The following is a 21,496-nucleotide window of genomic DNA, read 5'->3' on the forward strand; positions in this document are numbered from 1 at the left end:
CCGCTACAATCGGGATGCCCACCGGGGCGCGGCCGAGCCGCGCCCGGGGGACCCCCTCCTTCGAAAGGTCGAGTACCGGTGTCCGTACCGCTGAGCATTCCGAGCCCCCCCGACGCGTGGAGTCAGTACGACCTCACGATCGGCACCTTCACGCTCGCGATCCACACCTACGCGCTCTGCATCCTCGCGGGGATCATCGTGGCGACGATCATGACGAACCAGCGGCTCAAGCGCCGCGGCGCGGAGCCGTGGGTCGTGCTCGACATCATCATCTGGGCCGTGCCGCTCGGCATCGTCGGCGCCCGCGCCTACCACGTGCTCACCCACCCCGGCGACTACTTCTACGACGGCGCCGACCCGTGGGAGGTCGTCCGCATCTGGAACGGCGGCAACGCCATCTTCGGCGGGCTGATCGGAGGCGCGGTCGGCGCGTTCATCGGCTGCCGCTGGACAGGAGTGCGGTTCTGGACCTTCGCCGACGCCCTCGCCCCCGGCATGCTCGCCGCGCAGGCGCTCGGGCGCCTGGGCAACTGGTTCAACCACGAGCTCTTCGGCCTGCCCACGACCCTGCCCTGGGGCCTCGAGATCGAGACCACCAACCCGGCCTTCCCCGTCGGCCTCCCGGCGGGCACGCTCTTCCACCCGACCTTCCTCTACGAGATCCTCTGGAACGTCGTCGGCATCGCGGTCATCCTCCTGCTCGAGCGCCGTCTCAAGCTGCAGTGGGGCACCGTCTTCGCCGCCTACCTGATCTGGTACGGGATCGGCCGCGTCTGGTTCGAGTCCATCCGGATCGACCCGAGCGAGTTCTTCTGGGGCATCCGCACCAACGTCTGGGCCGCGCTCATCGCCGTGGTCATCGGCCTGGTCCTCGTGGTGATCCAGAAGCGCGAGCACCCGGGCGCCGAGCCCTCGGCCTACCGGCCGGGTCGCGAGTGGACGCCCGCCCCGGCTGCGGTAGAATTCGAGGACGTCGAGTCCGACTCCGACGACACCACCACCCCTGCTTCCGGCACCGACGCCGAGAAGCCGACGGTCTCCCGCACCTGACGGAGGTCGCGGAGCCTCCGCGACCGCCTCCCGGGTGCCCGACACCTCCACGACCGCCCCATCGCGGCGCAGCCACGAGCGCTGCCGCGGGCGGGTCGTCGTGCAGGCACCGCCGGCGGCGCGCGACGCTCGCGCCACGGCAGAACCCTGCGGCCCTCCCGATCGGGGAGCCGCTCCTCCTCCACCACCGCGGGCCAGTGACGTCCCGATCAGCCATCACCCCCGTGAGGACGGTTCCCATGGCCTCCGCCCAGCCCTCGACCCCGGCCCGCGCCGTGCCCTTCCTGGGCATGCCGCCGGCGCAGGGGATGTACGACCCGGCCGCCGAGAAGGACGCGTGCGGTCTCGCGATGGTCGCCACCATGCGCGGCACCGCCGGCCACGACATCATCGACGCCGCGCTGAACGCGCTGCGCAACCTCGAGCACCGCGGCGCCGTCGGCTCCGACGCGGGAACAGGCGACGGCGCGGGGATCATCACGCAGATACCGGACGAGTTCCTCCGCGCGGTCGCTCCCTTCGAGCTCCCGCCGCTGGGCCAGTACGCGGTGGGCAACGCCTTCCTCCCGGTGGACGTGTTCGAGCGCGAGCGGGTCAAGTCGACGATCGCCGACATCGCCCGCGAGGAGAACCTCGCCGTGGTCGGCTGGCGGTCCGTGCCCGTGCAGCCCGACGAGATCGGCACGCTCGCCCGGGCCGCCATGCCGGCGATCGAGCAGCTGTTCATCCGGAGCGAGCTGACCGACGAGAGCGGCACGCCCCTCTCCTCCGTGCGCCTCGACCGTCTGACCTTCCGCCTGCGCAAGCGCGTCGAGCGCGAGCTCGAGGTCTACTTCATGTCGCTCTCGAGCCGCACGCTCGTCTACAAAGGCATGGTGACGACGCTCCAGCTGGAGCCGTTCTACCCGGACCTGTCCGACGAGCGCTTCGCGTCGAAGCTCGCGCTGGTGCACTCCCGGTACTCCACCAACACCTTCCCGTCGTGGCCGCTCGCTCAGCCGTTCCGGATGATCGCGCACAACGGCGAGATCAACACGGTGCAGGGCAACCGCAACTGGATGCGCGCGCGCCAGTCGCAGCTGAAGAGCCGCGAGCTGGGCGACCTGGCCCCGCTGTTCCCGATCGTCTCGCCCGGCCGCAGTGACTCCGCCTCGTTCGACGAGACGGTCGAGCTGCTCAACCTGGCCGGCCGGTCGCTCCCGCACGCGGTCATGATGATGGTGCCGGAGGCCTGGGAGAACCAGGACGGCGCGCTCGACCCGAAGCGCCGCGCGTTCTACGAGTACCACTCGATGCTCATGGAGCCGTGGGACGGCCCGGCCGCGATCGTCTTCACCGACGGCGAGCTCGTCGGCGCCACTCTCGACCGCAACGGGCTCCGCCCCGGCCGCTACGTCGTGACCGACGACGGGCTCGTGGTGCTCGCCAGCGAGATCGGCGTGCTCGACATCGACCCCGCGAAGGTGGTCCGCAAGGGACGCCTGCAGCCCGGCCGCATGTTCCTGGTCGACACCGAGCAGGGCCGCATCGTCGAGGACGAGGAGATCAAGGGGCAGCTCGCCGCCTCCGGTCCGTTCGAGGAGTGGCTCGAGAAGGGCCGCATCAACCTCAAGGACCTCCCCGAGCGCGAGCACATCGTGCACACGCCCGCCTCGGTCAACCGCCGCCAGCGCACCTTCGGCTACACCGAGGAGGAGGTCCGCCTCCTCCTGCTGCCGATGGCGCGCGCCGGTGCGGAGCCGCTCGGAGCGATGGGCTCGGACACCCCCGTGGCCGTCCTGTCCAAGCGCCCCCGCCTGCTCTTCGACTACTTCACGCAGGCCTTCGCGCAGGTGACGAACCCGCCGCTGGACTCGATCCGCGAGGAGGTCGTGACCTCGCTCCGTCTGGGCCTCGGCCCCGAGCGCAACCTGCTGACCGCCGGTGCCGAGCACGCGCGCCAGGTCGTCCTCGACTTCCCGGTCATCGACAACGACGAGCTCGCGAAGATCCAGCACATCGCGCCGCGCCCGCTGAGCCACATCACCACGACGATCCGCGGCCTCTACCGCGTCGACGCGGGACCCCGCGCGATGCAGGACCGCATCGACGAGATGTGCGATGAGGCCGACGAGGCCATCGCCGCGGGAGCGCAGTTCCTGGTGCTCTCGGACCGCGACTCCACCAAGGACCTCGCGCCGATCCCCTCGCTGCTGATGCTCGCCGCCGTGCACCACCACCTCATCCGCACCGAGAACCGGATGCGAGTGGGGCTCGTGGTCGAGGCGGGCGACGTCCGCGAGGTGCACCATGTGGCGACGCTCATCGGCTACGGCGCCTCCGCGGTCAACCCGTACCTGGCGATGGAGACCTGCGAGGACCTCGTCCGCAGCGGCATGCTGTCGGACGTCTCGCCGGAGAAGGCCGTGAAGAACGTGATCAAGGCGCTCGGCAAGGGCGTGCTGAAGATCATGTCCAAGATGGGCATCTCCACCGTGTCGAGCTACGCCGGGGCGCAGACCTTCGAGGCCGTCGGCCTCAGCCAGGCGTTCGTCGACCAGTACTTCACCGGCACCGTCTCGAAGCTCGGCGGCATCGGCATCGACGTCGTCGCCGAGGAGAACGCCGCGCGTCACCGCGCCGCGTACCCCGAGGACGGCGCGATCGTCGCGCATGAGCGCCTGGCGGTCGGCGGCGAGTACCAGTGGCGCCGCGACGGCGCCCCGCACCTGTTCAACCCGGACACGGTGTTCCGCCTGCAGCACTCGACGCGCAACCGCCGCTACGACGTCTTCCGCGAGTACACGAAGATGGTCGACGACCAGGCGAGCTCGCTGATGACCCTCCGCGGCATGTTCAAGCTCGACACCGCGGGGCGCACGCCGATCCCGATCGACGAGGTCGAGCCGGTCGAGGCGATCGTGAAGCGCTTCTCGACGGGCGCGATGAGCTACGGCTCCATCTCGCCGGAGGCGCACGAGACGCTCGCCATCGCGATGAACCGCCTCGGCGCCAAGTCGAACACGGGCGAGGGCGGCGAGGACACCGAGCGGCTGCTCGACCCGGAGCGCCGCTCCGCGATCAAGCAGGTCGCCTCGGGCCGCTTCGGCGTCACGAGCATGTACCTCACCCACGCCGACGACATCCAGATCAAGCTCGCCCAGGGCGCCAAGCCCGGCGAGGGCGGTCAGCTGCCGCCGACGAAGGTGTACCCGTGGATCGCGCGCACCCGGCACGCGACCGCCGGTGTCGGCCTGATCTCGCCGCCGCCGCACCACGACATCTACTCGATCGAGGACCTCAAGCAGCTGATCTTCGACCTCAAGCGGGCGAACCCGTCGGCGCGCATCCACGCGAAGCTGGTCAGCCAGTCGGGCATCGGAGCGGTCGCCGCCGGCACCGCGAAGGCCCTCGCCGACGTGATCCTCGTCTCGGGTCACGACGGCGGCACCGGCGCGAGCCCGGTGAACTCGCTCAAGCACGCGGGCACGCCCTGGGAGCTCGGCCTGGCCGAGACCCAGCAGACGCTGATGCTCAACGGCATGCGCGACCGCGTGGTCGTGCAGGTCGACGGCCAGATGAAGACCGGTCGCGACGTCGTCATCGGCGCGCTGCTCGGAGCCGAGGAGTTCGGCTTCGCGACGGCTCCGCTGATCGTCGAGGGCTGCATCATGATGCGCGTCTGCCACCTCGACACCTGCCCGGTGGGCGTCGCGACGCAGAACCCGGAGCTGCGCCAGCGGTTCTCCGGCAAGCCCGAGTTCGTCGTCAACTTCTTCGAGTTCATCGCCCAGGAGGTGCGCGAATACCTCGCGCAGCTCGGCTTCCGGAGCGTCGACGAGATCGTCGGCCACCGCGAGCTGCTCGACGTCGACCAGGCGATCGAGCACTGGAAGGCGAGCGGGCTCGACCTGACGCCGATCCTCGTCGGACCGGTCTTCACGGCGGAGGAGCCGCGCCGCCACGGCCGCGCGCAGGAGCACGAGCTCGAGCACCACTTCGACAACGAGCTGATCCGCCTCGCGGCGAACGTGCTCGACCACCGCGGCACCGTGCGGATCGAGCGCGAGATCAAGAACACCGAGCGCGCCGTCGGCACCATGCTGGGCCACGAGGTCACCGTCCGATTCGGCGAGAACGGCCTGCCGGCCGACTCCATCGTCGTGTCGCTCCGCGGCTCGGCCGGGCAGTCGCTCGGAGCGTTCCTCCCCGCCGGCATCACTCTGCGGCTCGAGGGCGACTCCAACGACTACGTCGGCAAGGGCCTCTCGGGCGGCCAGATCGTGGTGCGGCCGGACCGCCGCAGCACCTTCGACGCCTCGACGAACGTGATCGCGGGCAATGTGATCGGCTACGGGGCGACCCAGGGCACGATGTTCATCCGCGGGATGGTCGGCGAGCGCTTCCTGGTCCGCAACTCCGGCGCCACCGCGGTGGTCGAGGGAGTGGGCGACCACGCGCTCGAGTACATGACCGGCGGCCTGGCGGTGATCCTCGGCGAGACCGGGCGGAACCTCGGCGCCGGCATGTCGGGCGGCACGGCCTACATCCACGGCCTGCGCCGCGAGCTCGTGAACCGCGACGCGATCGCCTCCGGCGAGCTGACCCTCTCCGAGCTCGGCAGCGCCGACGTGGAGATCCTGCGCGATCTGCTCGAGCGGCACGTCGCGGAGACCGAGTCGACCCTGGCCCAGGGGATGCTCGACGATTTCGACGGAACGGTCTCGCGTTTCGTCAAGGTACTGCCCCGCGACTTCGCCGCGGTGCTCGCGACGCGCGCATCCGCTGTGGAGGAGGGGCTCGACCCCGACGGCGACGTCGTCTGGGGACGGATTCTGGAGGTGACCGGTGGCTGATCCCAAGGGGTTCCTGAAGGTGCAGGACCGGGAGCTGCCCAAGCGGCGTCCCGTGTCCGTCCGCCTGATGGACTGGAAAGAGGTCTACGAGCAGGGCGACTCCGCCGTGCTGCGCCGGCAGGCGGGCCGCTGCATGGACTGCGGCATCCCGTTCTGCCACAAGGGCTGCCCGCTGGGGAACCTGATCCCCGAGTGGAACGACCTGATGTGGCGCGGCGAGGGCCGCCAGGCGATCGAGCGCCTGCACGCGACGAACAACTTCCCGGAGTTCACGGGACGGCTCTGCCCGGCGCCGTGCGAGTCGTCCTGCGTGCTCGGCATCAATCAGCCCGCCGTCACGATCAAGCAGATCGAGGTCTCGATCATCGATCAGGCCTTCGGCAACGACTGGGTGCAGCCGCACCCGCCGGAGCGCCTGACCGGCAAGACCGTCGCGGTCGTCGGCTCCGGCCCGGCGGGGCTCGCCGCCGCTCAGCAGCTCACCCGCGCCGGGCACACCGTCGCGGTCTACGAGCGCGACGACCGCATCGGCGGCCTCCTGCGCTACGGGATCCCGGACTTCAAGATGGAGAAGAAGCACCTCGAGCTCCGCCTGAACCAGATGAAGGCCGAGGGCACCCGGTTCCGCGCGGGCGTCGACATCGGCTCCGACATCACCTGGGACGACCTGCGGGCGCGCTACGACGCGGTCGTGGTCGCCACCGGCGCTCTCGTGCCGCGCGACCTGCCGATCCCGGGGCGCGACCTCGACGGCGTGCACTTCGCCATGGAGTACCTCGTGCAGTCGAACCGCGCGATCGCGGGCGACCGCGTCTTCGAGCAGATCTCGGCCGAGGGCAAGCACGTCGTCGTCCTGGGCGGAGGCGACACCGGAGCGGACTGCATCGGCACCGCCCACCGCCAGAAGGCCGCGTCGGTCACGAACCTGGCGATCGGGCAGCAGCCGCCGTCGCAGCGCCCGGACAGCCAGCCCTGGCCGATGGACCCGACCGTGTTCGAGGTCTCGAGCGCCCACGAGGAGGGCGGGGAGCGGATGTTCCTCGCGTCGACCGTGGAGTTCCTCGCGAACGAGGGCGGCGAGGTCCGCGCGGTGCGCGTGGCCGAGACCGAGTACCTCGACGGGCGCCGCGTCCCCAAGGCGGGCACCGAGCGCGAGATCCCGGCCGACCTGGTCCTGCTCGCCCTCGGCTTCACCGGCCCGGAGGCGGACCATCTCGGCCGTCAGCTCGACGTCCCCTTCACCGAGCGCGGCAACGTCGCGCGCGGCGACGCCTTCGAGACCTCCGTCCCCGGCGTCTTCGTGGCCGGCGACGCCGGGCGCGGCCAGTCCCTGATCGTCTGGGCGATCGCGGAGGGCCGCTCCGTCGCGGCCGAGGTCGACCGCTACCTCGAGGGCACGACCCAGCTGCCGGCGCCGGTCGGCCCCAACGACCGGGGCTTCACGCTCTAGTCCCCGGGACGCGATAGTCTCGGCCCGCCAGCAATCAGCTCACCCTCCCCGCTAACGACGCGCCTCCGGGCGCAGAACAACGGAGCACCCCCTCAATGAGACGAGCGAAAATCGTCGCCACCCTCGGCCCGGCAACGTCGTCGTACGAGACCATTCGTGCGATCATCGACGCCGGCGTGGACGTGGCCCGCATGAACCTCAGTCACGGAAGCTACGACGTCCACGAAGGCATCTACCGCATCGTGCGGAAGGCCGCGGACGACGCCGGGCGCGCGGTCGCGATCCTCGTCGACCTGCAGGGTCCGAAGATCCGCCTCGGCAAGTTCGAGGGCGGCCCGTACGCCCTCGCCGAGGGCGACGTCTTCACCATCACCACCGAGGACGTCCTCGGCACGCGCGAGCTCTCGGGCACCACGTTCAAGGGCCTCCCGGACGACGTGAACCCGGGCGACATGCTCCTCATCGACGACGGCAAGGTCGCTGTCCGCGTCACCGCCGTCGAGGGCCCCCGGGTCGTCACCGAGGTCGTCGTCCCCGGCAACGTCTCGAACAACAAGGGCATCAACCTGCCCGGTGTCGCGGTCAACGTCCCCGCCCTCTCCCAGAAGGACGAGGACGACCTCCGCTGGGCGATCCGCCTCGGCGCCGACATCATCGCCCTCTCCTTCGTGCGCAACGCCAGCGACATCGAGCGCGTGCACGAGATCATGGCGGAGGAGGGCCGCAAGGCTCCCGTCATCGCCAAGATCGAGAAGCCGCAGGCGGTCGACAACCTGCAGGAGATCATCGACGTCTTCGACGGCATCATGGTCGCCCGCGGCGACCTCGGCGTCGAGCTGCCCCTCGAGGCGGTGCCGATCGTGCAGAAGCACGCCGTCGAGCTCGCCCGCCGCTGGGCGAAGCCGGTCATCGTCGCGACCCAGATGCTCGAGTCGATGATCGAGAGCCCCCGCCCCACGCGGGCCGAGGCCTCGGACGTCGCGAACGCCATCCTCGACGGCGCGGACGCGGTCATGCTCTCGGGCGAGACCAGCGTCGGAGCCTGGCCCGTCGTCACCGTGCAGACCATGGCCCGCATCGTCGAGTCCACCGAGGAGCACGGCCTGGAGCGCATCCCCCCGCTGGGCAGCAAGCCCCGCACCCAGGGCGGATCGGTCACGCTGGCCGCCGCCGAGGTCGCGGAGTTCGTCGAGGCGAAGTTCCTCTGCGTGTTCACGGAGTCGGGCGACTCGGTCCGCCGCATGACGCGCCTGCGCCACGGCATCCCGATCATCGGCTTCACCCCCGAGCCGGCCGTCCGCCGCCGCATGGCGCTGAACTGGGGCGTCCAGTCCTTCGTCACGCCGCGCGTCAACCACACCGACGCGATGTTCGCGCAGGTGGACGCGGTGCTGCTCCGCGAGGGCCTCGCCCAGGCGGGCGAGACCGTGGTCGTCGTCTCCGGATCGCCCCCCGGGCGCGCCGGCACGACGAACGACATGCGGGTGCACATCGTCGGCTCGTCCAGCTCGGCCGACAGGGCCGAGAACTGGGACCACTGAGTCCAGCACCCCCGGAGGGCCCGGTCGCGAGAGCGGCCGGGCCCTCCGGCGTTCCCCGGCGGTCCGCGTGGCGGGACGCGCCTCCGCGGGCGGATACCGTGGACCCATGCGACTCGGCGTGCTCGACATCGGCTCCAACACGGTCCACCTGCTCCTCGTCGACGCGCACCCCGGCGCCCGCCCGGTGCCCTACCGCTCGCACAAGCGGAGCCTCGCTCTCGTGGCGCACCTCGACGAGGCGGGGGAGATCACCGAGCGGGGCCAGCGCGAGCTGATCGCGTTCGTGACCGAGGCCGCCGAGGTCGCCCGCGAGCACCGCGCGGAGGACCTGCTGGCGTTCGCGACCTCGGCGATCCGCGAGGCCGGCAACGGCGCGGCGGTCCTCGACCGGGTCCGCGCCGAGACGGGAGTGCACCTCCAGGAGCTCGGCGGCGAGGCGGAGGCGTCGGCCACCTTCCTCGCCGTGCGCCGCTGGTTCGGCTGGGGCGCGGGCTCGATCCTGGACCTCGACATCGGCGGCGGCTCGTTCGAGCTCTCGATGGGCGTGGACGAGGTGCCCGAGCTCGCCGTGTCGGTCCCGCTCGGAGCGGGGCGGGTGACGCGGGACCTGCTGGTCGGCGATCCCGCCTCGGCCACGAGCGTGAAGGCCGCCCGGCGTCACGCCCGCGAGGTGCTCGCGGAGCCCGTCCGCGGCTTCCTCGCCCTGGCGCGCCCCGACCTGGTCGCAGGCACGTCGAAGACCTTCCGCTCGCTGGCGCGGATCACCGGCGCCGCTCCGAGCGCCGCCGGTCCGCTGGTGCGCCGCGAGCTGCACCTGGTCGATCTCCGGCTGTGGTCCGCCCGCCTCGCCGCGATCAGCGCGGCCGACCGCTCAGCGCTGCCCGGCGTCTCCGCTCTGCGGGCTCCGCAGCTGCTCGCGGGCGCTCTCGTCGCGGAGGCGGCCATGGACGCCCTCGGCATCGAGACCCTGGTGATCTGCCCCTGGGCCACCCGCGAGGGGCTGATCATCCGCCGCTTCGAGCTGCTCGACGCGCAGATCCAGCGCGAGGACGTTCAGCTCAGCGCGATGCTGTAGGACAGCGACCGCCGGCCGCCCGGCTCGAGGACGATCTGGCGCGGCTTGTCGACGATGTCGCCGTCCCAGCCCTCGGGGGTCGGGACGCTCCGCCACGGCTCGAGGCAGACGAACGGGGCCCCGACGGGCTTCCACACGCCGACCACGTCGAAGTCCCCGGTGTCGACGACGATCGCGCGGGCGGCGCCGTCGGCCTCGAGCCGGAGGGTCCGCCGGCGCGGCTCGTCGAAGATCATCACGCCCTCCTCGAAGTGCGCGTCGTCCACTGTCAGGACCCCGTCCTCGAGCGGCGCCGGGTGGCGCGCCTCGAGCAGCAGGTTCTCCGGAGCGCGGCGGTACCCTTCCGGCTCGGGCTGCGCGAAGCGGATGCGGTGCTCGCCGCGGCCCTCGGGCAGCGGCAGCGCGAAGGCCGGGTGGTTCCCGAGCGAGAAGCCCAGCGGAGAGGGACCCCTGTTCTCGACGGTCTGGGTGATCCGGAGCGAGGCGCCGGTCACGGCGTAGGCGATGAGGAGCGTCCAGTCGAAGGGGAACACCGCGCGCGTGGCGTCGTCGCTCCGGAGCCGGAACACCGCCTCGTCCGCCGAGACGCCCGCGAGCTCGAAGACCCGGTCCCGCGCGAAGCCGTGCTGCCCCATCCGGTGGTCCGCGCCGTCGTGGTGCAGCGTGTCGCCGGGGAGGCGCCCGATGATCGGGAACAGGACGGGAGCGTGCCGGCGCCACTCCGGGCCTGCCTGCCACAGGTACTCGCGGCCCTCGTCGTCGCGGAGGGACGTCATCTCGGCCCCGGCGGTCGTCAGGGCGAGGCGCAGGCTCTCGCTGCCGAGGGTGAGGACGGTGGGCGCGGGGGAGTCGCTGCTGGTCATCCTCCGATTCTGCCCGTCACGCGGTGCGGGCGGGGGTGTCGGCGGCGCGTGGCAGCATGGGGCGGTGCCTCCCGAGTCGACCCCCTCCTCCTGGCGCGCCCGCGTCGGCGAGCTCAGCGGACCCCCCGAGGCCGAGTCGCCGACCGTCCTCACTCCGATCGGGCTGCAGTTCGAGCTGCGCCGGCTGGTGCGCCGGGCCGACGATCCGTGGCGGGCGCCGGCGAGCGAGCGCGTCACGGCGAAGACCTACGATCCCGACGAGCGCCGCGACCACCGTCTGGCCACCCGCCCCGCCGTCCGTGGGCGCGGGGGCGCCTGGAACCGCACCACCCTCACCTGGAAGTCGCTGAACTTCCAGACCCACCGGCTCTCGCTCGACCCCGCTCACCAGCGCTGGTTCGCCGAGTTCGCGGCTCTGCACCGCGCCACGCGCACCGTCCACCTCGGGCAGGACCCCGACTGGATCCACCTCGACGACTACGAGAGCCCACTGCTCTGGCGGCTGCTCGAGCAGGCGCAGGCCGCCGGGATCCCGCTGCTCGCCCCGGAGAAGGGCGCGGTCCGTCTCGCCGGTCCCGCGCATGTGGCGGTGACGGTCTCGGCGGAGGAGGGAGCGCTCCGGCTGCGGCCCGTCCTGCGGATCGACGGCGCGGAGCACGCGCCCGAGTCGGCGCGTCCGGTCGCCCGGCACGGCGTCTACGTGGTCGAGGGCGGCGATCCGTCCTCGCTCCTGCTCGCGCCCGCGTCCCTGCCCTTCGACGACGAGGAGCTGCGGCTCCTCGATCACCCCGAGGAGACGGAGGTCCCGGCGGAGGACGTGCCCGAGTTCGTCGGCGAGCACCTCCCCGCCCTCCGCGGCCGCGTCGCGGTGCGCGAGGAGGGCGTCGACCTCGTCCTGGACGATCCGGAGCCCCCGCGCCTGGTCTGCACGGTCTCGTTCGAGCCGCGGCGCGCCGTCAGGGTGGGCTGGCACTGGCGCCGCTCGCCCGATCGCGCGGGCGAGCTCGACGGCACGGCCGACGCGGCTCTCGAGCGCGCGGTGCTCCGCCGGGTGCGCTCGGTGCTCGGCGAGGCCGGGTCCGCTCTCGTGCCGGAGCCGGGGACGAGCGCGGTCCTGCGCGGGGCCGAGGCGGCGGTGTTCGTGGTGGAGCAGCTCCCGCAGCTGGAGGGGATCGGCGGGGTCCGGATCGAGCGCGAGGGCGCGGCCCCGGACTACCGCCTGCTGACCGGACCGCTCACGCTCACCATCACCGCGGTCGACACCGAGAGCGCCGACTGGTTCGACCTCGGCGTCGTCGTGAGCATCGGCGACGCGACCGTGCCGTTCCTGCCCCTCTTCCGCGCTCTGGCCGCGGGCGGCGACCGCATCCGCCTGGTCGACCACTCCTACCTCTCGCTCGCGCACCCCGGCCTCGACCGGCTCCGGGAGCTGCTGACCCGGGCGGACGAGCTCGAGGAGTGGGAGACGGGACCGCGGCTCGGCCGGCACCAGGCCGGGCTGTGGAACGAGCTGGAGGAGCTCGCCGACGAGAGCGTCCCCTCCGACGCGTGGCGCGCCGTGCTCGACTCCGCGCTGGCCGCCGGGTCGCCGGAGGACGTGGAGCCGCCGGAGGGCCTGACCGCCCGGCTGCGTCCGTACCAGCGGGCGGGCTACGCCTGGCTCGTGCACCGCCTCCGTCACGGGCTCGGCGGGATCCTGGCCGACGACATGGGCCTCGGCAAGACCCTGCAGGCGCTGGCCATGATGCTCGACGCGGTCGAGGAGGCGGGCCGCGCCGGGATCCGCCGCGCGCCGTTCCTCCTGGTCGCCCCCACCTCGGTCGTGCCGGGCTGGCGCTCGGAGGCCGAGCGCTTCGCGCCCGCCCTGCGCGTCCACGTCGTCGCGAGCTCGCGGGAGGGCGCGCTCGACGCGATCCCGGCCGACGCAGACGTGGTCCTCACCAGCTACGCGGTCCTGCGCCTCGGCGGCGAGCGCTGGGCGTCGAGGACGTGGTCGGCGCTGATCCTCGACGAGGCCCAGTTCGTCAAGAACCCCGCCTCGCAGACGCACCGGGCCGCCCGCGGGGTCGGCGCGCCCGTCACGCTCGCGCTCACCGGCACACCGCTGGAGAACTCGCTCGACGAGCTCTGGGCGGTCCTCGCACTGGTGGCGCCCGGGCTCCTGCCGCCGTTGCGCCGCTTCCGCGAGGAGTACACCCGGCCGATCCTGCACGCGGAGGCGCCCGTCGGCATCGCCTCGCCCGATCTGTCCGAGGGACGGACCGTCAGCCACACCGAGGGCGCGCGCCGCCGCCTCGAGAGACTGCGCCGGCGACTGCGTCCGTTCCTGCTCCGCCGCACCAAGGAGGCGGTGGCGCCGGAGCTCCCCGAGAAGCAGGAGCAGACGATCGAGGTCGCGCTGACGCCCGCCCACAGGGTGCTCTACGACGGCTACCTCCAGCGCGAGCGGCGGAAGCTCCTGGGTCTGGTCGACGACCTCGACCGGCAGCGCTTCACGGTGTTCCGATCGCTCACCCTCCTGCGCCTGCTCGCGCTCGACGCGTCCCTGGTCGACCCGGCCTACCGGCACGTCCCGTCCGCGAAGCTCGACGTGCTCGTCGAGCAGCTCGACGACGTGATCGCGGAAGGCCGTCGGGCCCTCGTCTTCAGCACCTTCACCTCGTACCTGGAGCGGGCGGGGGAGCGGCTGCGTCGGCGCGGCATCCCGTTCGTGCAGCTCGACGGCTCCACGCGGGACCGCGCGGGAGTGATCGAGGAGTTCCGCTCGGGAGCCGCGCCCGTCTTCCTGATCAGCCTGAAGGCGGGCGGCACCGGGCTCACCCTCACCGAGGCCGACCACGTCTTCATCCTCGACCCGTGGTGGAACCCGGCGGCCGAGGCGCAGGCCGTCGACCGCGCGCACCGCATCGGCCAGGAGCGGCGGGTGAACGTGTACCGGCTGGTGGCGACGGACACGATCGAGGAGAAGATCGTGCGCCTCCAGGAGCGCAAGGGCCGCCTCAGCACGGCGGTGCTCGACGAGGGCGAGCTCTTCGCCCGGGCGCTGTCGGCCGACGACGTCCGCGAACTGCTGGCCGAGTGACCACGGCCCCACGAAGGGTGACAGAACGGCCAGCCGCGGCCCAGGATCCGAGCGCACACTGAGCGGATGAGACGCCGACGCCCCCGCCCCCGCGCCGACTGGATCGTCGCCCTCGAGAAGGGCGACGACGCCGGGCTCTTCGGACCGGGCAGCGCGGTCTGGGCGGTCAACGGCGGCCTGCCCACGATGATCGCCGGAGTGCGGGCTCTGCTCATGCAGACCCTCCACGCCGGAGCGATGGCCGGTGTGCACGACCACTCCCGCTACCGCGAGGACCCGATGGGCCGCCTCGACAACACGGTCCGCTGGGTCCTGACCACCAGCTTCGGCGACACCGCCGCGGCGAGCGGAGCGGCGCGCTGGGTGACCGGCGTGCACGAGCGGATCGTCGGCTCCTACGAGGACGCCGGCGGGCGTGAGCGCTCCTACTCGGCGCAGGACCCCCGCCTGCTGCTCTGGGTGCACGACGCCTTCACCGACGCGTTCCTCGGCGCCCACGAGATCTGGGGCGGACGGATCCCCGGCGGCCCCGACGCCTACGTGCGCGAGTGGGCCGCCTCCGGCCGGCTGCTCGGAGTGCAGGATCCGCCCGAGAGCGTCGCGGAGCTCCGCGCGCAGCTCGCCGGATTCGCGGGCGAGCTCAAGCCCGACGCACGCGTGCACGAGGCGGTCGGCTTCCTCCGCGACATCCGGCTGCCGGGCGAGGCGGGCGTGGTCTACCCGCTGCTGTTCGCCGGCGCGGTCGCCTCGCTCAGCCCCGAGGTGCGGAGGCTCCTGGGCCTCCGGCGCCCGTGGTGGCCCGCGATCACGGCGAACCGCCTGCTGTTCGTGTTCCTGGGCCGGTATCTCGGCCGGGTCTCGCCGAGCGAGCAGGCCGCGATCGACCGCATCGCCGGCCTCGACCAGGTGCGCACCGGCGCCTGACGCTCTTCCCGTACACCTGTCCGGGAAGTGGTAGACTGACACCGATGACTCCCGCCCGCCTCGCCTCCGTGCCCGCGGCGGAGTCCCCCTCGGCGCTCGGCTCCGCCGATCCGCGAGCCCGGCGCACCCGCCGCCGCGTGTTCGACGCGGTCGAGCGGCTCGTCATGCAGAGCGACGGCGAGAGGGCCGAGGGCATCGCGGTGAGCGACATCGTGCGCGAGGCCGGGATCAGCCGCAGCTCGTTCTACGCCCACTTCGACGACGCGGCGGGAGTCGCCTCCGCGCTGCTCCGCCAGGACCTCGTGGTCGCCGACGTCGCCGAGGGCGATCCCGCCGACCGCTCCGGAGCCGACGCCCTGCAGCGCGGCTACTCGCGGCTCGTCGAGCGGCTGGTCGACCGCCACGCCTTCCATGCCCGGCTCCGCGCGCGGGCCTCCGCCCGGGTCGCCTCCGACGACGCCGTGCTCGACACGGCGCTCGCCCTGCACCGCGAGGTGCTCGCCCGGGTCGACGTCCCCGCAGCGGTCGACCCCGAGCTCACCGCGGTCTTCGCGGCCGGCGGCGTCCTCTCCGTGGTCGGCGCCTGGCTCGCCGGCTCCCTCGACGGCACCGACGAGGAGCTGGTCGAGCACCTCGTCGCGCTGCTCCCGGCCTGGCTCGCCGCGGCGCCGCTGCGCCCCCTGGACTCCTCACTCCCACCACGCCCCACGACGAAAGGCACGACATGATGACATTCGAGGTCGGCGAGACCCTGGTCTACCCGCACCACGGAGCGGTGACGATCACCGGGCTCGAGAAGCGCTCGGTCAAGGGCGTCGAGAAGACGTTCATGACGATGAACGTGCACACCAGCGAGCTCACCATCACCCTCCCCGTCGAGAACGCCGAGCTCGTCGGCGTCCGCGAGATCATCGACGACGCCGGAGTCCAGGCGGTCTACGACGTCCTGCGCAGCGACGTCGCGGAGGAGGCCAGCAACTGGTCCCGCCGCTTCAAGGCCAACCAGGAGAAGATGGCCAGCGGCAGCGTGTACCGCGTCAGCGAGGTCGTCCGCGACCTGTGGCGCCGCGAGCAGGCGGGCGGCGTCTCGGCCGGCGAGAAGCGGATGCTCCTCAAGGCGCGTCAGATCCTCGTGTCGGAGCTCTCGCTCGCCCTGAAGGGCACCGACGAGGAGGCCTCGGCCAAGCTCGACGAGGTCCTCGCCTCGGCGATCTGACCCCGCGTCGCGGCGGGTCGGCTCACTCGGGCCGGCACGCCGCGATGATCCTCGCGGCGACCTCGTCCTGCGAGGCGGAGCCGTCGATCCGCACCAGGAGCTCGCGCTCGTCGTAGACCTCCGCCAGAGGAGCCGTCTCGCGCTCGTAGACCTCGATCCGGTTCCGCACCACCTCGGGGTCGTCGTCGGCGCGGTCCTGCTCCTGCGCCCGCACGTGCAGCCGTTCGAGCACCACGTCTGCGTCGGCCGTCAGCAGCACGACGCACGAGAGCGGCGTGCCCCGCTCCTCGAGGAGCTCCGCCAGCGCGTCCACCTGGGCGAGCGTGCGCGGGTAGCCGTCGAGGATGAACCCGTCCCGGGCGTCCTCCTCGGCGATGCGCTCGGCGACCAGGGCGTTCGTCAGCTCGTCCGGCACGTACTCGCCGGCCTCCACGAGCGCCCGCAGACGCCGTCCGAGGTCGGTGCCGTCGGCGACGTGCGCGCGGAACAGATCGCCGGTGGAGATCGCCGGCACCCCCAGCTCGCGCGACAGCACGGCCGCCTGGGTGCCCTTGCCCACGCCGGGCGGGCCCATCATGATGACGCGCATCGCTCGTCCTCCTCGGTGTCGTCAGGCGATGCTAGCGGTGCGGAGCGGGGTGGCCGGTGCACACCGCGCCCGTAGGCTGGCGGGACGAGCCGAGGAGGAGCGATGCCCGCAGCACCCGGGGCCGAGCAGGCCGCCGCCGATCTGGCCGCGCTCCTGCGCGAGGTCTCCGCAGAGCTCGACGCCCGCGGCATCGCCGACCAGGCCGTCGCCGAGCTGCGGACGCCGCGCGCGATCCTCGGCTTCCACCGCAAGCCGGTGATGGCGCCGGTGACCCGCGCGTGGCGCCTCGGCGTGCTCCTCCTCGGACGCGAGGGAGAGCTCCTCGCGACGGGCTCTGTCACGCGTGCCGTCGCTCCGCTGCACGCCAACAACCAGTCCGAGTCGCAGGAGGCGCGCCGCGAGATCCGGCGCGCCGCCTTCGACGGTCCGTTCCAGGAGGGCGAGATCGTCAACTACGGCTGCCGGCGCCTCGCACTGGACGCCGCAGCGCTCGAGTCGGGCCAGGAGCCGCTGGCACTGCACGGCTCCGAGGTGCTCGTGCGCTGGGCGCCCGGTCTGGGAGAGCAGGGACTGATGCCGCTGCGCCGGTACCTGGCCGACCGCCTCGACCTCCTCGAGGCCGACTAGCGCCGGGTCACTCCTCCTCGGCCACCGGGTGGAACCACGGCGGGTAGACGGCGACGCGGGGAGAGGCGTCGATGCCCTCGAAGAGAGCCTTGACGCGGTTGCGGGCGGCGACCGACGCCACGCCGACCGTCGCGACGCCCTCGAGCGGGAAGCGCTCGGGCACGAGCGCCTCGGCGCTGCGCAGGGCCGGCTCGTCGACCAGGAGGCGCGCGAAGGTGCGCACGAGCGCGTCGCCCTCGGTGAAGCGCGTGAGGACGTGGGAGGCGTCGCCGTCGCTCAGGACCGGGGCGGAGGCGAGCGAGCCCACCAGGACGACGTACTGCGAAGCGGTGGTCTCGTGGGCGCTCGGCGACCAGTGCGGAGCGACCCGCTCGCCGCGCAGGTCGGCCCAGAGGGCGGCGTCGGGGGAGAGGAAGAAGGGCACGAAGCCGGCGACGCTGACGCCGTCCTTCACCTGCACGGCACGGCGGTGCTCGCGGGTGGTCTCGGCGCTGACGTCGATCGCGGGGCGCTCCTGGAGCTGCTGGTCCGCCAGGATCGCGCCGGCGGCGACGATCGCCTCGAGGTTGTCGAGGTGGGTGACGTGGTAGATCCGCTGCGCGGCGATGTCGACCTTCGGCAGGGGCTTCTCGCGCGCCGTGCCGCGGGCGGCGGCACGGGCGGTGGCCGCACGGGAGGTCCCGGGCACGCGCGCGGGGGCGCGGGTGGCACGGCCGACCTGCTCGGGGAGCTTCTTCGGGGTGCAGACGTCGCAGAGCGCGATGTCGAGGCCGTGGATGCATTCGGTGGGCACTCTGGATTCCTTCTGCGCGCGGGCTCGGGGTTCCGCCGCAGGGACGACGTTACGCGACCGGGGCCCCCGCGCGTCCCGGCGGCGGGGATCTGCGGAGCCGCGGCGTCCGCCCGGGCATCCTCTGGGAGGCGCCGGAGCACCGCTCCCCGCCGCGTAGCGTGAGCGGGATGAAGCGCGTGCCGCCCGCCGAGGGCCAGGAATCCGTCTGGGACTACCCGCGACCCCCGAGGGTCGAGACCACCACCGAGCACGTGGTCGTGCGGCTGGGCGGCGTCGTCGTCGCCGAGTCCCGCGACGCTCTCCGCGTCCTCGAGACGAGCCACCCTCCCGTCTACTACCTCCCCGTGTCCTCGTTCGCGCCCGGGGCGCTCGAGCCCGCGCCCGGCCGCAGCATCTGCGAGTTCAAGGGCGCGGCCTCCTACCTGACCGTGCGCGGGGGAGGAGGAGCGGTCGCGGAGGCGGCGGGCTGGACGTACCCCGAGCCGATGGCCGGCTTCGAGGCCCTCGTCGACACCGTCGCCCTCTACCCCGGCCGGATGGACTCCTGCACGGTCGACGGCGAGGCGGTCCAGCCGCAGCCGGGCGACTTCTACGGCGGCTGGATCACCTCGCGCGTGGTCGGTCCGTTCAAGGGCTCGCCGGGCACGATGTTCTGGTGAATCAGACGGGGGAGGGCGGACCGAGCGGATCCTGGACGAGGACCGCTCGTGCGGCGTCGATCCCCGAGGCCTCCAGCGTCCATTCCGGCCGCACCAGGGTCTCCGGTGTGACGCGGAACCGCAGCTCCTCGACCGGCGCACCGTCCGGACCGACGATCCGGTGCGTCCCGTTCGGCCGGTAGCCGAGGGCCTCCGAGACCCGGATCGAGCGGGTGTTCCAGGCGAGAGCGGCGCTCTCGGCGACCTCGGCTCCGAGGTGGTCGAAGGCGAGGAGGAGCACGGCGGCGCGCATCTCCCGCCCGAGGCCGCGGCCCTGCGCCGAGCGGGTGAGCCACGAGCCCGAGGTCAGGGTGCGGGTGGCGGCGAAGGACTCGGCGACCACGTCCTGGCAGCCGACGACCCGGCCGTCCTCGACCACGGCGAACGCGACGCGCCACGACTCCCGCGTCGTCTGCGCGCGCTGCGACCAGTGGAAGCGGGCGAGCTCGCCGGGCAGGCGCTCCGCCGGCGCCTCGGCCCAGGGGGAGGGGAACGGCGAGCGGCCGCTCTCGTGCACGCCCGCGAGGGCCGCGTCGGCGAGAGGGCCGAGGTCGGCGTCGCGGACCGGATGCAGCTCGAGCCGCGGCGTGCGCAGCTCCAGCGAGAACAGGGGCCAGGGGTCGGTGCTCATCCGACGACGCTAGCGAGCGGAGGCGCGCACCGCGCGACCAGGCGGGTACCGGTGGTGGGACTCGAACCCACAAGCCCTCTCGGACAGAGCATTTTGAGTGCCCCGCGTCTGCCATTCCGCCACACCGGCTCATCACCAGCCCGTCGAGAATACCGTAGGCTCATCGGCGTGACTGACCAGGAACCCTCGTCGACCGCACCCCGTCGGGTCGTCGTCGCCGAAGACGAATCCCTCATCCGCCTCGACATCGTGGAGATCCTCCGCGACAACGGCTTCGAGGTCGTCGGCGAGGCCGGCGACGGCGAGACCGCTGTGGCCCTCGCCACCGAGCTGCGCCCCGATCTCGTCATCATGGACGTCAAGATGCCCCAGCTCGACGGCATCTCGGCGGCCGAGCGCCTCTCGAAGGCGCACATCGCGCCCGTCGTCCTGCTCACCGCCTTCAGCCAGAAGGAGCTCGTCGAGCGCGCCAGCGAGGCCGGAGCGCTCGCCTACGTCGTGAAGCCCTTCACGCCCAACGACCTGCTGCCCGCGATCGAGATCGCCCTCTCGCGGTACGCCCAGATCCTCACCCTCGAGGCCGAGGTCGCCGACATGGTCGAGCGCTTCGAGACCCGCAAGCTCGTCGACCGCGCCAAGGGCCTGCTCAACGAGAAGATGGGACTCACCGAGCCCGAGGCGTTCCGCTGGATCCAGAAGGCCTCCATGGACCGCCGGCTCACCATGCACGACGTCGCGCAGGCGATCATCGAGCAGCTGAGCACGAAGAAGGCCTAGCGCGAGGCCGGGCCCGAGGGCCCACGGCCTCAGGGCCAGAGGCGGGTGCGCTCCCACGGGGAGCCGCCCGCCTCCGTCGTTCCCGGGCGGTACTCGAGACGGGTGTGATCCTGCTCCGGCGCGGTCGAGCCCTGCCAGAACTCGATGCGCTCGGGCACGACGCGGTAGACGGCCCACTCCCGGTCGAGCGTCGCGGGCGAGCAGCCCACGGCGACGCTGGTCTGGAGCGTGACGAGGCCGAAGTCCTGCGCGCTGCGCATCGGCTCGCTCTGGCGTCCGACGAGCAGGGCGGTGCGAGCGGCCTCGGAGCGGCGGCGGAAGTCGTCGGCCGACTCCTGCGCGGAGGCGCGCTCGACCCGGCCCTCGACCCGGACCTGACGGCCCTGGACCGGCCAGAAGAAGGTCAGCGCGGCGTGCGGGTTCTCCTCCATGGCGCGTCCCTTGGGGCTGGTGGCATGGGTGGAGAACGCCCAGCCCGCCTCGTCGATCTCGCGCAGCACGAGCACGCGCGCCGAGACGGTGCCGTCGTCGGAGGCGGTGGAGAGCGTGGCGCCGTGGGGGAGGAGCTGGCCCGCGTCCTTCGCCTCCTCGAGCCACTGCGCGAACAGCTCGAGAGGATCGGCCGGAGCCGCCTCCGCATCGAACGAGGGCAGGTCGGAGGGCATGGACGGGAGGCTCTTGAGGAGATGGCGAAGGCTCATCCGCTCAGTGTCGCCCTTCGGGCACCACCGGGCACAGTCGCGCGCCGTCGCTTGACAGTGCCGCTCGCCGCGGTGCCGGGCCTCCGAGCGGCGCGGCCGACCGGTCGATCCCCGGTCGCGCGCAGGCGCGGGCGGTCCCGACGGCGATCGCGGTCCTCGCCCTCCGCTCCCGCGAGGGGGACCCGTCCGCTCCCCGTCAGCGGGCGTCTCGGATGATGTTGGTGATCCGCACGGTGGAGAGGCGGCGCCCCTCCTGGTCGCGCACGACGATCTCGTGGGTGGTGAGGGTGGAGCCCAGGTGGATCGCGTCGCAGGTGGCGATCACGAAGCCCGAGTGGACCGACCGGCTGTGGCTCGCGTTCAGCTCGATGCCCATCGCCAGGCGGCCCGCGCCGGCGTGCACGTTCGCCGCGATCGAGCCCATCGACTCGGCGAGCACGACGTGCGCGCCGCCGTGCAGGATGCCGACCGGCTGCCGGTTGCCCTCGACGGGCATCGAGGCCACCGAGTGCTGCGGGGTGAGCTCGTGCCAGAGGATCCCCATCCGCTCGGCGAGCTCGCCCATGCCGCGGCCGATCCCGGCGACCAGGTCTAGCGCGGGCGGGCGGATCCAGGCGGTCGTGGTGGGGGTCGGCTCGGTCACG

At 72.7% G+C, this 21,496-nt stretch carries 18 protein-coding genes and 1 tRNA gene; 12 read left to right on the forward strand and 7 right to left on the reverse strand.

The features are described 5' to 3' along the window. The first annotated feature begins 78 nt into the window (after positions 1–78). From lgt to C5C29_RS11350, 5 genes are all read left to right on the forward strand, one after another. Complete coding sequence (gene lgt / locus C5C29_RS11330; protein ID WP_258059820.1) at positions 79–1,050, forward strand: prolipoprotein diacylglyceryl transferase; 972 nt, start codon at positions 79–81, stop codon at positions 1,048–1,050. A gap of 239 nt (positions 1,051–1,289) precedes the next feature. After that, positions 1,290–5,885, forward strand: a complete 4,596-nt coding sequence (gltB, locus tag C5C29_RS11335; protein WP_104232656.1) for a glutamate synthase large subunit — start codon at positions 1,290–1,292, stop codon at positions 5,883–5,885. Then, a complete protein-coding gene (locus C5C29_RS11340; protein WP_104221867.1) occupies positions 5,878–7,335 on the forward strand; it encodes a glutamate synthase subunit beta in 1,458 nt (485 codons plus the stop codon). Before gltB ends, C5C29_RS11340 begins: the two co-directional genes overlap by 8 nt. Positions 7,336–7,430: 95 nt before the next feature. Continuing rightward, on the forward strand, positions 7,431–8,876 hold the full coding sequence (gene pyk / locus C5C29_RS11345) for a pyruvate kinase (protein ID WP_104221869.1): 1,446 nt from the start codon (positions 7,431–7,433) through the stop codon (positions 8,874–8,876). 106 nt (positions 8,877–8,982) lie between these two features. Beyond that, positions 8,983–9,951: an exopolyphosphatase gene (locus tag C5C29_RS11350; RefSeq protein WP_104221871.1), complete on the forward strand. Its 969-nt coding sequence runs from the start codon at positions 8,983–8,985 to the stop codon at positions 9,949–9,951. On the opposite strand, the gene C5C29_RS11355 is transcribed toward C5C29_RS11350, so the two are convergent. After that, the gene (locus C5C29_RS11355) at positions 9,930–10,814 is read right to left on the reverse strand and encodes an aldose 1-epimerase family protein (RefSeq protein ID WP_104221873.1); all 885 of its coding nucleotides are present in this window, start codon (positions 10,812–10,814) and stop codon (positions 9,930–9,932) included. The genes C5C29_RS11350 and C5C29_RS11355 overlap by 22 nt on opposite strands. A 64-nt stretch (positions 10,815–10,878) precedes the next feature. Here C5C29_RS11355 and C5C29_RS11360 point away from each other — a divergent pair, with 64 nt between their 5' ends. From C5C29_RS11360 to C5C29_RS11375, 4 genes are all read left to right on the forward strand, one after another. Then, positions 10,879–13,896 (forward strand): DEAD/DEAH box helicase, encoded by a 3,018-nt coding sequence (locus C5C29_RS11360; protein ID WP_104222130.1) that lies wholly within the window; start codon positions 10,879–10,881, stop codon positions 13,894–13,896. A gap of 66 nt (positions 13,897–13,962) precedes the next feature. Continuing rightward, positions 13,963–14,820, forward strand: a complete 858-nt coding sequence (locus tag C5C29_RS11365) for an oxygenase MpaB family protein (protein ID WP_104221875.1) — start codon at positions 13,963–13,965, stop codon at positions 14,818–14,820. A 44-nt stretch (positions 14,821–14,864) separates the two neighbouring features. After that, a complete protein-coding gene (locus tag C5C29_RS11370) occupies positions 14,865–15,548 on the forward strand; it encodes a TetR/AcrR family transcriptional regulator (protein ID WP_104221877.1) in 684 nt (227 codons plus the stop codon). Next, positions 15,548–16,036: a CarD family transcriptional regulator gene (locus C5C29_RS11375; RefSeq protein ID WP_068257183.1), complete on the forward strand. Its 489-nt coding sequence runs from the start codon at positions 15,548–15,550 to the stop codon at positions 16,034–16,036. Before C5C29_RS11370 ends, C5C29_RS11375 begins: the two co-directional genes overlap by 1 nt. A gap of 22 nt (positions 16,037–16,058) precedes the next feature. Here C5C29_RS11375 and C5C29_RS11380 read toward each other — a convergent pair whose 3' ends face one another. Continuing rightward, positions 16,059–16,625 (reverse strand): adenylate kinase, encoded by a 567-nt coding sequence (locus tag C5C29_RS11380; protein ID WP_104221879.1) that lies wholly within the window; start codon positions 16,623–16,625, stop codon positions 16,059–16,061. A 102-nt stretch (positions 16,626–16,727) separates the two neighbouring features. Here C5C29_RS11380 and C5C29_RS11385 point away from each other — a divergent pair, with 102 nt between their 5' ends. Further along, positions 16,728–17,252, forward strand: coding sequence for a hypothetical protein (locus C5C29_RS11385; protein ID WP_104221881.1), 525 nt, complete (start codon positions 16,728–16,730; stop codon positions 17,250–17,252). Positions 17,253–17,259: 7 nt separating this feature from the next. Here the strand turns inward: C5C29_RS11385 and C5C29_RS11390 are convergent, their stop codons facing one another. Beyond that, complete coding sequence (locus C5C29_RS11390; RefSeq protein ID WP_104221883.1) at positions 17,260–18,045, reverse strand: DarT ssDNA thymidine ADP-ribosyltransferase family protein; 786 nt, start codon at positions 18,043–18,045, stop codon at positions 17,260–17,262. Between the two features lie 167 nt (positions 18,046–18,212). On the opposite strand from C5C29_RS11390, the gene C5C29_RS11395 reads away from it, so the two are divergent. Then, on the forward strand, positions 18,213–18,704 hold the full coding sequence (locus C5C29_RS11395; RefSeq protein WP_104221885.1) for a DUF427 domain-containing protein: 492 nt from the start codon (positions 18,213–18,215) through the stop codon (positions 18,702–18,704). 1 nt (position 18,705) lies between these two features. On the opposite strand, the gene C5C29_RS11400 is transcribed toward C5C29_RS11395, so the two are convergent. Together C5C29_RS11400 and C5C29_RS11405 are read right to left on the reverse strand one after the other, a co-directional pair. Then, positions 18,706–19,374, reverse strand: coding sequence for a GNAT family N-acetyltransferase (locus tag C5C29_RS11400; protein ID WP_104221887.1), 669 nt, complete (start codon positions 19,372–19,374; stop codon positions 18,706–18,708). A 46-nt stretch (positions 19,375–19,420) separates the two neighbouring features. After that, positions 19,421–19,503, reverse strand: a tRNA-Leu gene (locus C5C29_RS11405). A gap of 39 nt (positions 19,504–19,542) precedes the next feature. On the opposite strand from C5C29_RS11405, the gene C5C29_RS11410 reads away from it, so the two are divergent. Further along, on the forward strand, positions 19,543–20,151 hold the full coding sequence (locus C5C29_RS11410) for an ANTAR domain-containing response regulator (RefSeq protein WP_104221889.1): 609 nt from the start codon (positions 19,543–19,545) through the stop codon (positions 20,149–20,151). 29 nt (positions 20,152–20,180) lie between these two features. Here C5C29_RS11410 and C5C29_RS11415 read toward each other — a convergent pair whose 3' ends face one another. Next, positions 20,181–20,852: a pyridoxal 5'-phosphate synthase gene (locus tag C5C29_RS11415; RefSeq protein ID WP_104221891.1), complete on the reverse strand. Its 672-nt coding sequence runs from the start codon at positions 20,850–20,852 to the stop codon at positions 20,181–20,183. Positions 20,853–21,048: 196 nt separating this feature from the next. Further along, positions 21,049–21,495: a PaaI family thioesterase gene (locus C5C29_RS11420; RefSeq protein WP_374953047.1), complete on the reverse strand. Its 447-nt coding sequence runs from the start codon at positions 21,493–21,495 to the stop codon at positions 21,049–21,051. Position 21,496: the final 1 nt, after the last annotated feature.

Origin of the sequence: Rathayibacter sp. AY1H2, from assembly GCF_002931985.1 — a bacterium.
GTDB lineage: Bacteria > Actinomycetota > Actinomycetes > Actinomycetales > Microbacteriaceae > Rathayibacter.

Coding starts and splice junctions, on each gene's coding strand:
- gltB (WP_104232656.1), top strand. CDS start 1,290: ATGGCCTCCGCCCAGCCCTCGACCCCGGCCCGCGCCGTGCCCTTCCTG.
- pyk (WP_104221869.1), top strand. CDS start 7,431: ATGAGACGAGCGAAAATCGTCGCCACCCTCGGCCCGGCAACGTCGTCG.
- C5C29_RS11350 (WP_104221871.1), top strand. CDS start 8,983: ATGCGACTCGGCGTGCTCGACATCGGCTCCAACACGGTCCACCTGCTC.
- C5C29_RS11355 (WP_104221873.1), bottom strand. CDS start 10,814: ATGACCAGCAGCGACTCCCCCGCGCCCACCGTCCTCACCCTCGGCAGC.
- C5C29_RS11365 (WP_104221875.1), top strand. CDS start 13,963: ATGAGACGCCGACGCCCCCGCCCCCGCGCCGACTGGATCGTCGCCCTC.
- C5C29_RS11370 (WP_104221877.1), top strand. CDS start 14,865: ATGACTCCCGCCCGCCTCGCCTCCGTGCCCGCGGCGGAGTCCCCCTCG.
- C5C29_RS11375 (WP_068257183.1), top strand. CDS start 15,548: ATGACATTCGAGGTCGGCGAGACCCTGGTCTACCCGCACCACGGAGCG.
- C5C29_RS11380 (WP_104221879.1), bottom strand. CDS start 16,625: ATGCGCGTCATCATGATGGGCCCGCCCGGCGTGGGCAAGGGCACCCAG.
- C5C29_RS11385 (WP_104221881.1), top strand. CDS start 16,728: ATGCCCGCAGCACCCGGGGCCGAGCAGGCCGCCGCCGATCTGGCCGCG.
- C5C29_RS11395 (WP_104221885.1), top strand. CDS start 18,213: ATGAAGCGCGTGCCGCCCGCCGAGGGCCAGGAATCCGTCTGGGACTAC.
- C5C29_RS11400 (WP_104221887.1), bottom strand. CDS start 19,374: ATGAGCACCGACCCCTGGCCCCTGTTCTCGCTGGAGCTGCGCACGCCG.
- C5C29_RS11415 (WP_104221891.1), bottom strand. CDS start 20,852: ATGAGCCTTCGCCATCTCCTCAAGAGCCTCCCGTCCATGCCCTCCGAC.